The sequence below is a fragment of the Gottschalkia acidurici 9a genome (genome assembly GCF_000299355.1).
Lineage (GTDB): Bacteria > Bacillota > Clostridia > Tissierellales > Gottschalkiaceae > Gottschalkia > Gottschalkia acidurici.
This window is the reverse complement of the sequence record NC_018664.1, coordinates 2,993,161-3,006,447: the sequence shown is the minus strand read 5'-3', so window position 1 is coordinate 3,006,447 and position 13,287 is coordinate 2,993,161. Positions and strand designations below refer to the sequence as shown.

Genomic DNA, 13,287 nt, shown 5'->3' with positions numbered 1-13,287 from the left:
ATGAAGAAAGGTTCCTTACTCACAGACTATAGATTTTATATAGTAATGCTAGCTTTTGTTATTTCGATATTATCTATGAAATATAGTTATAACGAAGGTCTGTTAGGAATAGTGATAATAATACTAGTTTTGTATTTGTATGAAATTAAGATTAATAGAAATAGAGAACTTTCAAAATATATAGAAAAGAGAAATAAAGAAATAGATATAGCAACTCACTATGCAATTGGAAATATGCCAACTCCTCTAATAATGATAGACAATAATGATGAAATAGTGTGGTATAATTATAAATCATCAGAGATGTTTAAGAATAAAGAAATGATTAATGAAAGCATTTATGAAATAATTCCAGAAATCGACTTAAAAGATATAAATATAAGCAAAGAAAACATACCAATACAGGTAACTCATAAAAGTAGAACTTATGATGTGCTATACAATATGGCAAATATATCTGAATCTAGTGACAATAAAATAAAGTATATGATTATGCTTTATTTTATTGATAGAACGGAGTATATAGATCTACAATGCAAGTATGTGGGTGAGAGAGTAGATATTGGATTTATCTATATAGATAATTACGAAGAACTAATGTCAGATACGGATGAGATATATAAGTCAAGTGTATTAGCAGAAATAGATAAGAGGCTAAATAAGCTAGCAAAAAGGGTTAATGGTTTTATAAAAAAGACTGATAGAAATAAGTATTTGATTGTATTCGAAAATAGATACTTTAATATCCTAGAGAATGATAAATTTGAGATACTAGATGAGATACGACATATAGACTTAGGGAATAAGATACCCGTGACACTGAGCATAGGGATAGGAATCGGTGGAAAGGTTCTTAGTGATACTTATGAGTATGCTAGGGGTGCTATGGATATAGCTCTAGGTAGAGGTGGAGATCAGGCAGTTGTCAAAGATGTAGATGAGTTAAGTTTTTACGGTGGTAAAATTAAGACACTAGAAAAACGAACAAAGGTAAAAGCAAGAGTTATATCATATGCGCTAAAGCAACTTATTAATCAATCTGAAGTAGTTCTTATAATGGGACATAGAATAGGGGATATGGACTCATTTGGTGCATCTATAGGAATATATAGAGCAGTTAAGAATAAAAAGAAAAGATGCTATATAGTATTAAACGACGTTAATCTCTCTATAAAAAATATATATGAAGAGTTTAAAAAAGAACAACCTGATTATTTAGAGGATATAGTGACTTATGATCAAATAAAAAATATGTCATATAAATCTTCTATATGTATAGTTGTAGACACACATATGCCAGAGCATACAGAAGTACCAGCAATTTTAAATAAAGTTGATAAAGTAGCAGTAATAGATCATCATAGAAGGGGTGCAAGCTTTATAGAAGATCCTATTTTAACTTATGTAGAGCCGTATGCATCTTCTACCTCTGAGCTTGTCACAGAGCTACTATACTATATCGAAGAGAATATATATATGACAAAATTTGATGCAGATGCACTTCTAGCAGGTATAGCTGTAGATACTAAGAATTTTGCTGTTAACACAGGTGTGAGAACTTTTGAAGCAGCATCCTTTTTAAGAAAAAAAGGTGCAGATACATTAAAGGTTAGACAACTCTTTAAAAATGACATAGATACCTTTATACTTAAAGGAGAGATAATAAAAAACATTAATATTTTTAAAGAAGGAATAGCTATATCAAAGCTAGAAAAGGATACTGATGGAGGTATATTAGTAGCTGCTCAAGTTGCAGATGAGCTATTAAATATACAAGGAATAGTAGCTTCTTTTGTATTAGCTAAGAATGGTGATAAAGTACACATAAGTGGAAGATCCACTGATGATATAAATGTCCAATTCATTATGGAAAAAGTAGGAGGAGGAGGACATATGACAGTGGCAGGAGCTAAAATAGAAAATGCTACTATCCAGCAGGCAGAAGAAAAGCTTAAGAAAGCTATTATAGAATATCTTGAGGAAGGTGAGAAATAGTGAAAGTAATACTATTAAAAGACGTAAAAGGACTAGGTAAAAAAGGTGATGTAGTAAATTCTAAGGATGGATATGCTAGAAATTTTTTATTTCCAAGAAATTTAGCGGAAGAAGCTAATACTGCAAATTTAAAAGAATTAAATGAGAAAAAGGGTTCAGATAAATTAAAAAAGAACAAGAACTTAAAGAAGCCAAAGAATTAGCAGAAAAAATTTCAAATACTAAAGTAGTAATAAAAACTAAGGCAGGAGAAAATGGTAGACTTTTCGGTTCGATTACGAGTAAAGATATTTGTGAAATCTTAGAAAAAGAGCACGATATAAAAATTGACAAGAGAAAAATTATCATTGATGGCGGAAATATAAAATCAATGGGAACTACTATTGCAGAAGTAAAAGTGTATCCATCAGTTACTTCAGAGCTGAAGATACAAGTAACAGAAGAATAGAATAAAGCTTAAATTATATAGAATACTTTGGTTATTTAAACTTTATTTTAAATAATATACTAAGTATAAATACCTTAAAATTAATCTATAAGGTGAAATTTTTAGCTTTCAAGCTATCCCTAATATAGGGATAGCCATTGTAAAAATACAAGATACTATTGCTAATATATGCATTTAGTATCTTGTATTTAGGTAAAGAATCAAAATATATGTTTGATCTGTTATACATTTGATCTAGATATATAGCAAATTGAGTCTTAACTCATTCACATATTGCTTGTCTAATAAGTTACTAAATGGAAAAAATATATCTAAGTATGATATTTATTAGACAATGTTTTTACTCTATACTACTTGATGATAGGAGATTAAATTATGGAGAATTTAGGTAAAATACCTCCTCATAATATAGAAGCAGAACAATCAGTTTTAGGTTCTATGATTCTAGATAGGGAAGCTATAGTTACAGGTACGGAAATATTAAGACCTGGAGATTTTTACAAAGAAGCTCATAAGGAAATATATGAAGCTGTAACAGACATATTTGCAAGAGATGAGCCTGTAGATCTTATAACACTATCTGAAGAGTTAAAGAAACGTAATACATTAGACTCTATAGGTGGAATAATGTATTTAGCTAATTTATCAGAAGGTGTATCTACTACGGCAAATATGAAATACTATTGTGAGATAGTAGAGGAAAAGTCTATATTAAGAAATCTTATAAAGGCCTCTAATGACATAATTGCAAAAGGTTATGAAGATGAAGAAAATATAGAAAATATAATGGAATTAGCAGAGAAAAGGATATTTGATATAACTCAAAAGCGAAATCAAGAAGGACTAGAGTCTATAAAGACAATACTTCTAGATAGCTTTACCAAGATAGAGCAGTTGTCTCAAAGTTCTGGGGGAATAACAGGACTTACAACAGGATTTATAGATTTAGATAATAAGACATCAGGACTTCAAAGATCAGACTTAATACTAGTAGCTGCAAGACCTGCAATGGGAAAAACAGCATTTGCGTTGAATGTTGCATTAAATGCTGCGTTAAAAGGAAAAGGATCAGTTGCAATATTTAGCCTAGAGATGTCCAAGGATCAGCTAGTTCAACGTATGTTAAGTGCGGAATCTCATGTTGAGTTACAAAAAATTATAAACGGGAAGTTAAATGAGGATGATTGGCCAAAGTTAGTCAGAGCTATGGGGCCATTATCACAAGCAGGAATATATATAGATGATACCCCGGGAATAACCTTAATGGAACTTAAAGCAAAGTGTAGAAAACTTAAAATTGAAAAAGGATTAGACCTAGTAATGATTGACTATTTACAGCTGATGTCTGGAGACGGAAGAAATGAAAATAGACAACAAGAGATATCTAATATATCTAGGGGACTAAAAGGTCTCGCTAAAGAAATGGACTGCCCTGTTGTGGCTTTATCACAGCTATCACGTGCGCCAGAGTTAAGATCGGATCATAGACCAATTCTATCAGATCTACGTGAGTCTGGAGCAATAGAGCAAGATGCGGATATAGTTGTGTTTTTATATAGAGATGAGTACTATCATCCAGATTCAGAAAAGAAAAATATAGGAGAGGTTATAATTGCAAAACATCGTAACGGTCCTATTGGAACTGTAGACTTAGTATTTATGGGTGAATATACTAAATTCTTGAACATGGAAAGGTATGCAGAGAATCAATAGTGTTGTACTAGTTAGTTATAAATAGATGATATAGATAACTAGTACAATATTTTTTTGCAAAATACTAGTTCAGGTTCAAATGTAACTAGTATTTGAGGGAGGATTATAATGGTTACTATAAAAGGAAAGAAAGTATACTTAGAGTCTTTAAACTTAGTGAACGTATATGAAATGAGAAGTTGGGGGAATCATGAAGATCCACTTTTCGATGACTACAACTTTCCGGAATTAGAAGATTTCGAGATAAAAAGATGGTTTGATATAAAAACATCTCAAAAAGATTGTGAAAGTTTTGGCGTACTAAATGAAGATGGAAAAACTATTGGCTTTATAAGCATAAAGGATATTAGAAAACTTTTGAAGACGGCTAATCTAGGTATAGCTTTTGATCCAAGGTATATAAATAAAGGGTATGGGACAGAGGCTTTAAAAGTATTACTAAAATACTACTTTGATAGTATGAATATGAGAACTATGTATCTAGATGTGGCAAAACATAATATAAGAGCTATAAAATGTTATGAAAAATGTGGATTTAAGATAATTAAAGAATATACTATGAAAAATAATGACATTAATTTAAATGATATACAACTAGAAGATACAAAGAATTACTTTATTATTAAAAAAGATACCTTATATGGATACTATTATAAGATGAGATTAGGAAAAAATGACTATAAAGATTTTTTATTCACATAAAAAAGATAACTATTGTGCATATCTTTGTGGATATGTTGATAACATTGTTAAAATAGCATTAAATTTGATAAAAACGACAATTATAAACACCATAAGCTGTTGATAACTTTGTTCATAACATAGAAATCAAAGAATCGACAAAAAACTTTAAAAAAAGTGTTGACACTTAGATAAATTTTTTATAATATAGTATATGTTCCTAAGAGAGCAGTTCCTCAGCAACAAAATGAGACCTATTAGCTCAGTCGGTAGAGCACCTGACTTTTAATCAGGGTGTCCCGCGTTCGAGTCGCGGATGGGTCACCAACTTAAAAGGCCCTATGGTCAAGCGGTTAAGACACCGCCCTTTCACGGCGGTAACCCGGGTTCGAATCCCGGTAGGGTCACCAAACAAATAATATTTTCCCAGATACCATAATGTAGTTATGGGCGTGTAGCTCAGCTGGGAGAGCACCTGCCTTACAAGCAGGGGGTCACAGGTTCGAGCCCTGTCACGCCCACCATAAAATAAGTAAAAAACAATATGGCCTGGTAGTTCAGTTGGTTAGAATGCCAGCCTGTCACGCTGGAGGTCGAGGGTTCGAGTCCCTTCCAGGTCGCCATAAGTAAGTTGCTGGTGTGGCTCAATCGGTAGAGCAACTGACTTGTAATCAGTAGGTTGGGGGTTCAAGTCCTCTCACCAGCTCCAATAAAAATTATAAAAGAAGGGTTTCAAAATGTGAGATTTTGGGGCTCTTTTTTTTATTTCAAAAAAATGTTTCAAAAATTCATAATAACATGTTAATATATATAGATAAAATACCCTTTAGTCTAAAGAATGAATTTGAATAAATTTTTAGCCTAAACTGTAAGTTAACGGGTAAAATGAGAATAGATTATAATTTACTACTAACGAGAGGAGTAAGGATATTATGAGTAAAATAAGGATAGGTATAGTTGGATACGGAAACTTAGGAAAAGGTGTAGAAAGATCTATTAAGCAAAACCCAGATATGGAATTAGTAGCTATCTTCTCAAGAAGAGATGTTAAAACAATAGCTAATGGTAGTTCAAAACTAGTTAACATATCTGAAATAGAGTCATATAAAGATAAAGTAGATGTTATGATGCTATGTGGTGGTTCAGCTACAGATTTAGTAGTACAAGGTCCTAGCATAGCTAAGCACTTTAATACTGTAGATAGCTTTGATACACATGCGAAGATTCCAGAATACTTTGAAAGTATGGACAGCGTTTCAAAAGAATCAGGAAAAGTAAGCCTTATATCTACAGGTTGGGATCCAGGGCTATTTTCATTAAATAGACTTTTAGGACAAAGTGTACTACCACAAGGTGTTGATTATACTTTTTGGGGAAAGGGAGTTAGTCAGGGACATTCAGATGCGATAAGAAGAGTTGAAGGAGTAAAGTTAGGAATTCAATATACTATACCTAATGACGAAGCATTACAAAAAGTTAGAGCTGGAGAAGAAATAGAAATTAAAGGGAATGATGGACATGAGCGTGTTTGTTATATAGTACCGGCTGAAAATGCAGATAAAGATAAGATAGAGCAAGAGATAAAAAATATGCCTAACTACTTTGTAGGATATAAAACGACAGTTAACTTTATATCAGAAGAAGAATTTAAAGCTAACCACTCAGGTATGCCGCACGGAGGAAGTGTATTCCGTTCAGGTACTACTGAAGAAGGAGCTAGACAAATCATAGAGTTTAATCTTAAGTTAGGTAGTAATCCAGGATTTACTTCAAGTGTTGCAACAGCTTATGCAAGAGCAGTATATAAATACTCAAAAGAAGGAAGAACAGGGGCACTAACAGTATTTGATATACCATTTGCATATCTTTCACCTAAGTCAGCTGAAGAATTAAGAAGAGACATATTATAAGAGACATATTTTTTATGTTGATTTTAAATATATTATTAAAAAATAACCGTAAGAGAAAGTGTTCTCTTACGGTTATTTTCTTTCCCATCTTAAGTCAGGACCAAAGAATTTTAGAGGTGTAAATTGACTAAATAATCTAGAAAATATTCTATCTGTATAAACATTAGCTATTTCCATAGGAGCTAGATTTGTAGATATAATAGTTTTCTGACCTTTTATAAGCCTAGAATTAACTATATTAAATATCTCTGTATTTGTAAAACTATTCGTAAGCTCTGTACCTAAGTCATCTATTATTAAAAGATCGGATTGAAACAATAGGTTATACTCAGATTCGTCTATACTTACACTATAGCTTGGTTGAAATTTGTGTTTACTAATTATGTCTAGAATATTAAACGCAGTTTGATATATAACTATTTTTCCTCTGTCTAAAAGATTTTTAGCTATACAGTTGCACATAAATGTCTTACCTAAGCCGGTTGTCCCATAAAGTAAAAGATTTTCTTCATTTTTCTCATCAAAGTTAAAGCAGAATCCCTCACATATTTGTAGAATATCTAATATATTTTCCCGAGGAGTAAGTTTCTCATCTTCAAAAGGTTCTGTGGAAAATATATCTATATTAAAAGTTTTAAAGTTTTCTTTTTGAAGAAGATTTCCAAGGTTAGACATTCTATAAGATCTTTCTATGAGCACTTGTCTTAAACAATTGCATCTATTACCATTTTCTAAAAAACCAGTATCTTTGCACTTATTGCAGTTATAGTTTATATCAAGATACTCAAGAGGTATGTTATTTTCAGTCATAAGGATTGCTTTTTCTTTTTTCAAACTATCCATTGTTTCTTTTATCTCGTTAACTTTTTCCTCATATGATTCTGGATCTTGAAGAATAGCTTTAGATATAAGAAATCCTGTTTTTGATATTTCCATATCAATTTCCTTTATTCTCGGTATCTTTGAATATACTTCTTCTTGTCTTATCTTTTGACTATATATTGAATCATCTCTACGTTTTTCATAGTCTCTTAAAACTTCTCTAATGAATGATTTGTTCATAGTATATCACTCCTATGTTTTTTCCTAAGAACCATTTGCTCCAGCTCTTCGGGAGTATATTTAGAAGTTCTCTGTTCAAAGTTATGAAACTTAGTTTTTACTGATGCATTACTAGGATTAGATCTTCCATAATTATTTTTATATGTTTGATTAGTGGCTTTATTACTTTGATTGACATCTTTTACTGCTATATCATCTATAGTTTTAATATCTTTACTGTGCCATGAAGATAGTATTGAGTTTATATAGTTGACACTAGGGTTTGCAGTCTTACTACTACTTTCACAAGCTTTTAGAACTAAATCCATACTGAAATTCCAATCATCAAACCACTTACTCATTACTTTCATTTCACTCTCAGTAGGTTGTCTAAATCCAATACCTAAAGATTTCATAATTCTATCATATCTATAAAACTTTTCGTCTTGGTTTTTGAAATAATCATTTAAGCTTTCAACATTAGTAATGCCCATATCGTACCAGTTTCTGATTATACCTTCGATATAATTTAAATTTTTCTTTCCTCTCTTTTCTATACTATAGAAAAAAGCCTTAACTATTACATCTGTACTCATATTGTAATTATAGAGCCATTCTAAAATTTTTCTCTTTTCATTAGGAACTAAAGGTCTTCTTACTATATAATCTATAGATTTAAACATTTCATTAATTCCTTGAATTCTATTAGCCTCAACCAAGTCCTCTGAAGAGCATGTGTAAGTAGTAGAAGTAGTATTAGTGGTAGAGGATGAGACAGGCTTATAATTATTTTTTATGTAGAGTTGTTTAAGATTTAAAAATTCTACTTTATAGTCATAATCGTTGCTGTCTTCTTTAATATGTTTTTTAATAATGCCCTTATCCTGCCAAAAGTCCCAGGCTCTTAAAACATCAGAAAGAGGAATATTTAAGTGTCTTGATATAACCTCATTACTTATAGATAAATTTCTATCATTGTCCTTAGCATACTTGAATCCAAGGAGATAAACCTTTACATAAGTGCCGTCTGCCATGGGCATGAAGTCGTTTAAAAATATATTTTCTATAGAAGTGTCACCCAAATCTATATCTGTGGTTTCAATAAAAAAAGACATATAAAATCACCTGCCTATTAAATCTAAATAATATTATATCATAATATGGGTAAAATATTTCCTTACTGAATATTTGTTTTTGATGCAAATAATTTCTAAAGTAGAATATAAAGGTTGATTAAGTGAATAAAAAATGTAATAAAAATAAGAATAATGGCAACAATTCTACATAATATAAAAAAATATATTGGAAAATAGTATATAAAAGCATAAATAATGATTGAATTAGAATTAATATGTGATATAATAGGTTCGTGATTCTAAAATATGTTACAAAAATATTACAAAAGAATTAAATTATAATTAAACGTACGGCAAAAAAGAAAGGAGCGAAACCATGAGTAATTCGCTTTTAAATAAGAAAATAAAAAAGTTTAAGGAAACATTAAACTTAAATAATTTTAAAAATAATAAGATGAATATAGTGCTGATATTAATTACGGTCATATCAATAGTTGGATTAGTTCAATATAAAAGATATGAGATAGCTACTAGAGCAGTAAAAGTTGTATTTGGTAAAAAAGACGTGGGTATAGCTAGAAATAAAGAGGAAGTTCTTAGTTTAGTAAAAGAAATAGAAAAAGACTTATCTAAAAAGTATGATAATAAAATAAAAATAAATGAAAAGATAGCTTTTGTAAGTACTCACGTAAAAGACGAAGAACTTACTTCAAAAAATACTATCAAAAAGAATATAAATGATAGCTTAACATTTAGTGCAGTTGGCTATGCTATAAAAGTAAACGATAAAGATGCAGCTTATGTTAAATCTGAAGAAGTAGCAAAACAAGCAATAGAAAAATTTAAAGAACCATTCTCACATGCATCAGATGATGAGAATGTAAAAGTAGAAGATGTAAAAATACTAGAAGATGTAAAGTTAGTAAAAAAGAAAGTTCCTGTATCACTTATTACTGATATAGATACCACATTAGAAACACTTAAAACAGGAAATATTGAAGAAACTAAACATTTAGTAAAAGAGAACGAAAATTATTGGACTATGGCTCTAGATTATAATGTAAATATGGAGGACATAGAGGAAGCCAATCCTGGGAAAGATGCTAAAAATATAAAGCCAGGTGAAGAGGTAAATATACCTATACATAAACCGTTTATAACTGTAGCAACTTATGAAGAACAAAAACATACAGAGGAAGTAGCATTTGATACTCAATATGAAGTTGATGATTCACTATATACAAATGAACAAAAAATAAAAGTAGAAGGTGTGTCAGGAAAAACTGAAGTAGTTGCTAAAGTAGAAAAGCATAATGGAATAGAAGTAGCGAAAGAGATATTGAGTGAAACAATACTTTCACAACCTATAGCTCAAGTTATAGTAAAAGGAACTAAAGCAATTCCTATACATGCTGCAACTGGGCACTTTATGACACCTGCAAGGGGCACTATTACATCTAGATTCGGAGCTAGATGGGGAAAAAGTCATCAAGGAATAGATATAGGAGCAAGGATAGGAACTCCTATAACGGCATCAGATGGTGGAACTGTAATTTATTCAGGATACAACAATGGCGGATATGGATATATGGTGGAAATAGACCATGGGAATGGATATGTGACAAGATATGCTCATTGTAGTAAACTTTATGTTAACAAAGGTGACAAGATTGCAAAAGGTGATGTTATAGCAGCAGTAGGTAATACAGGAAGAAGTACGGGTCCACACTTACACTTTGAAGTTAGAAAAAATGGAGTAGCTCAAAATCCTGAAAGTTATTTAAATTAAAAAGTAAGAGAAAAAATAAAAAAGTCCAAAAGAAATGATTTAAACTTAAAATTTCTTTTTGGACTTTTTCTTTTATTATATTACTCTTATCAAAAGCAGAATTAAGAATAGCATAAAAATTAATCCGCTAGAAATGAAATCTTGTTGATTTATTCTTTCACCACTGTCTGCATTATCAGGTAAAGGACGTGCATTATCAGGTAAAGGGCGTGATTTATTAGGTGTAAGGACAGGCTTTCTATTATGTTTAAATAGCTTACTCAAGTTAACTACACCTGCACCTTGATTCTCTGATCTTTCATTAAGACTAGTACAAGAGTTTATAATTTGAGACTTTAATTGCTTTGAACCTAAGCTACTATCCTGACTAAGTAGAACTGCAAGACAACCTGATACTACAGGAGTTGCCATAGATGTTCCACTCAAAGATTTATACTGATCTAATTTCGCACTAGATAATGAATTGATATTTACCCCTGGAGCTACTACATCAGGCTTTCTTAGTCCTTCTTTAGTTGGCCCTCTACTTGAGAATGGAGCTATTGTATAACTATTATCATTAGCACTTCTATCATTTACAGCACCAACTGTTATAACTGATGGACTGTTTCCAGGAGAAAGTATAGTTTGGGAGTTAGGACCACTATTACCTGCGGCAACAACAACAGTTAATCCAGCATTTACAGCTTCATTTACTGCTCTAACTAAAGGGTCTGAATTTAGCGGGTTATTAGCAGGTGTACCTAAAGAAAGATTTAATATCTTAGTTTTATATTTATCTTTTGTTTCTATAACCCACTGTATAGCAGAGTCAATCTAGGTATAAAAGTAATCGAACTATAGATGAACCTCTAAATTTTCCCCGTTCCATAAAATTTTACTTATAATTGAAGACAATAAATGTTTTTGTTCACTGAAACTAAGACTATCTATAGCAGAATTAAAGTCATCAATAAGGGTCTCTAGAAATTGTATACTGGATGTATCAGAGGGAGAAAAAGAGCTTTTAGAATTTAAAACCTTAAGGTCATTAGTAGCTTTTACTATTTTTTTATCTAGATCTTCTATTTGATTTATTATGTGCTTGCTAGAGCTGGAATCTGTAGTTTCGCTTAAAGTTATCGTCAATTTTCTTATCATACTCTTGTACTTATCTATTTCCTTTTCTATAGAGCTAGAATTATCTTTATACAAGGAGTTTAAAAATAAGATATCATTTCGCTGACTTTTTAGATAACTATAATAACTATTATAGTTTACACTAATCTTTTTAACTTCATTTAAAATTAAACTATCAGTTTTACTACCATTTAAATTCTTTATATTACATCCATCACCTTTGGATTTTTCCTTAAATATGCATTTATAATAGTGTGGTCTAGTTCCATCTTTTCTTTTGTTACCATAAGTAGTTCTTAATTTACTATTACAACTATGACAAGTCAATAATGAACTAAGAAGAGCTATATTATTAGAGATTTTTTTAGGAGCTTTATGCTTATTTTTCTTAAGCTTATTTTGTACCTTAATAAAGTCATCAGAAGAAATAATACCTTTATGCTTACCAACGGCTACTATCCATTCGGAAGTGGGACGAAGTTTATTAGCTTTTCCTTTTCGTATAAGATTTTTGTTATAAACCATGAGGCCATGTACCCCATCAAATTCTGATATATCTGAAGCTATATCCATATCTGACTTTTTACAATAATCATATATTTTTTTATCGGACTTTACATATACCATATTAGTGAGAATTCCTCTTATGGAGGTTATATCAAAGTAGTTATTATTAGGAGTTCTAATATTATTCTGAATAGACCATACTTCTACTTGATTTAAGCTTCCAAGCTCTAGATAATTACTAAATATTTTTTTGACTATAAACAGTTCTTTAGGAACTTGCGATAACATATACATGGTCTTTTTATTCATATTATCATCATAGTACTCCATAGGTTCTGAAGTATATCCTGTAGGGCAGTTACCACCAAGCCATCTTCCAGAACGGGCTAATCTTAGCATATTGTCCTTTATACGTTCAGCAATAGTTTCTCTTTCTAATTGTGCAAATACACTAGCAATATACATCATGGCTCTACCCATAGGAGTAGAAGTATCAAATTGTTCTCTAAGAGAAATAAATGAAATATTATTAGATTGCAAAGTTGCTATAGTATCAGAAAAATCAGATATATTTCTACTTATTCTATCTAATCTATAGCACATTAATATATTGAAAACGTTTTTTTTAGCATCTTTTATCATAAGTTGATATTGGGGTCTATCAGATGAGCCACCAGAAAATCCTTCATCTTCATATATTAAAAACTCATCTACATCGAAATGCTTATTTGCATACTCTTTACATAATTCAATTTGGTTTTGAATAGATTCACCCTTTCCTGTAAGTCTCGATTTTCGAGAATATATAGCTATTTTCATAAACTCACCTCATCATAAATATATGAGATAAGAGTTTTTTATATTAATTATAGCTGTGAAATATTTTATATTTCGGTAAATTTCTTTTAACATATAGCTATTGATTATTAAGGGTTTTAAGATTATTAATAAAATCTTATTTCATGTAAATTGATATAAATTATAGTATAATTAGAAAGGAAGAAAGAT

General features: G+C 30.6%; 11 protein-coding genes and 5 tRNA genes. 12 read left to right on the top strand and 4 right to left on the bottom strand.

All coding sequences use genetic code 11. The features are described 5' to 3' along the window. From CURI_RS14270 to CURI_RS14225, 11 genes are all read left to right on the top strand, one after another. Positions 1 to 1,995, top strand: a complete 1,995-nt coding sequence (locus tag CURI_RS14270; RefSeq protein ID WP_014968975.1) for a DHH family phosphoesterase — start codon at positions 1 to 3, stop codon at positions 1,993 to 1,995. Continuing rightward, complete coding sequence (gene rplI, locus CURI_RS16425) at positions 1,995 to 2,198, top strand: 50S ribosomal protein L9 (protein ID WP_266353543.1); 204 nt, start codon at positions 1,995 to 1,997, stop codon at positions 2,196 to 2,198. Before CURI_RS14270 ends, rplI (CURI_RS16425) begins: the two co-directional genes overlap by 1 nt. After that, the gene (rplI, locus tag CURI_RS16420; protein ID WP_338028509.1) at positions 2,159 to 2,443 is read left to right on the top strand and encodes a 50S ribosomal protein L9; all 285 of its coding nucleotides are present in this window, start codon (positions 2,159 to 2,161) and stop codon (positions 2,441 to 2,443) included. Before rplI (CURI_RS16425) ends, rplI (CURI_RS16420) begins: the two co-directional genes overlap by 40 nt. Positions 2,444 to 2,818: 375 nt before the next feature. After that, entirely contained in the window at positions 2,819 to 4,156 is a 1,338-nt protein-coding gene (gene dnaB, locus CURI_RS14260; protein ID WP_014968974.1) for a replicative DNA helicase, read from the top strand. Positions 4,157 to 4,264: 108 nt separating this feature from the next. Then, on the top strand, positions 4,265 to 4,858 hold the full coding sequence (locus CURI_RS14255; protein WP_014968973.1) for a GNAT family N-acetyltransferase: 594 nt from the start codon (positions 4,265 to 4,267) through the stop codon (positions 4,856 to 4,858). 230 nt (positions 4,859 to 5,088) lie between these two features. Continuing rightward, positions 5,089 to 5,164, top strand: a tRNA-Lys gene (locus tag CURI_RS14250). Positions 5,165 to 5,172: 8 nt separating this feature from the next. After that, a tRNA-Glu gene (locus CURI_RS14245) sits at positions 5,173 to 5,247 on the top strand. Between the two features lie 38 nt (positions 5,248 to 5,285). Further along, a tRNA-Val gene (locus CURI_RS14240) sits at positions 5,286 to 5,361 on the top strand. Between the two features lie 22 nt (positions 5,362 to 5,383). Next, positions 5,384 to 5,460, top strand: a tRNA-Asp gene (locus CURI_RS14235). 10 nt (positions 5,461 to 5,470) lie between these two features. Beyond that, positions 5,471 to 5,546: transfer RNA gene (locus tag CURI_RS14230), tRNA-Thr, on the top strand. A gap of 223 nt (positions 5,547 to 5,769) precedes the next feature. Further along, the gene (locus CURI_RS14225) at positions 5,770 to 6,747 is read left to right on the top strand and encodes a diaminopimelate dehydrogenase (protein ID WP_014968972.1); all 978 of its coding nucleotides are present in this window, start codon (positions 5,770 to 5,772) and stop codon (positions 6,745 to 6,747) included. Positions 6,748 to 6,819: 72 nt separating this feature from the next. On the opposite strand, the gene CURI_RS14220 is transcribed toward CURI_RS14225, so the two are convergent. Both CURI_RS14220 and CURI_RS14215 read right to left on the bottom strand, forming a co-directional pair. Next, on the bottom strand, positions 6,820 to 7,809 hold the full coding sequence (locus CURI_RS14220; RefSeq protein WP_014968971.1) for an ATP-binding protein: 990 nt from the start codon (positions 7,807 to 7,809) through the stop codon (positions 6,820 to 6,822). Then, a complete protein-coding gene (locus CURI_RS14215) occupies positions 7,806 to 8,903 on the bottom strand; it encodes a DnaD domain protein (RefSeq protein ID WP_014968970.1) in 1,098 nt (365 codons plus the stop codon). The genes CURI_RS14220 and CURI_RS14215 overlap by 4 nt, the downstream gene beginning before the upstream one ends. Positions 8,904 to 9,240: 337 nt before the next feature. On the opposite strand from CURI_RS14215, the gene CURI_RS14210 reads away from it, so the two are divergent. After that, positions 9,241 to 10,653, top strand: coding sequence for a M23 family metallopeptidase (locus CURI_RS14210; RefSeq protein ID WP_014968969.1), 1,413 nt, complete (start codon positions 9,241 to 9,243; stop codon positions 10,651 to 10,653). Between the two features lie 75 nt (positions 10,654 to 10,728). On the opposite strand, the gene CURI_RS15495 is transcribed toward CURI_RS14210, so the two are convergent. Both CURI_RS15495 and CURI_RS14200 read right to left on the bottom strand, forming a co-directional pair. Continuing rightward, the gene (locus CURI_RS15495) at positions 10,729 to 11,457 is read right to left on the bottom strand and encodes a S8 family serine peptidase (RefSeq protein WP_266354005.1); all 729 of its coding nucleotides are present in this window, start codon (positions 11,455 to 11,457) and stop codon (positions 10,729 to 10,731) included. A gap of 33 nt (positions 11,458 to 11,490) precedes the next feature. After that, on the bottom strand, positions 11,491 to 13,098 hold the full coding sequence (locus CURI_RS14200; protein ID WP_014968967.1) for a recombinase family protein: 1,608 nt from the start codon (positions 13,096 to 13,098) through the stop codon (positions 11,491 to 11,493). Positions 13,099 to 13,287 lie beyond the last annotated feature (189 nt).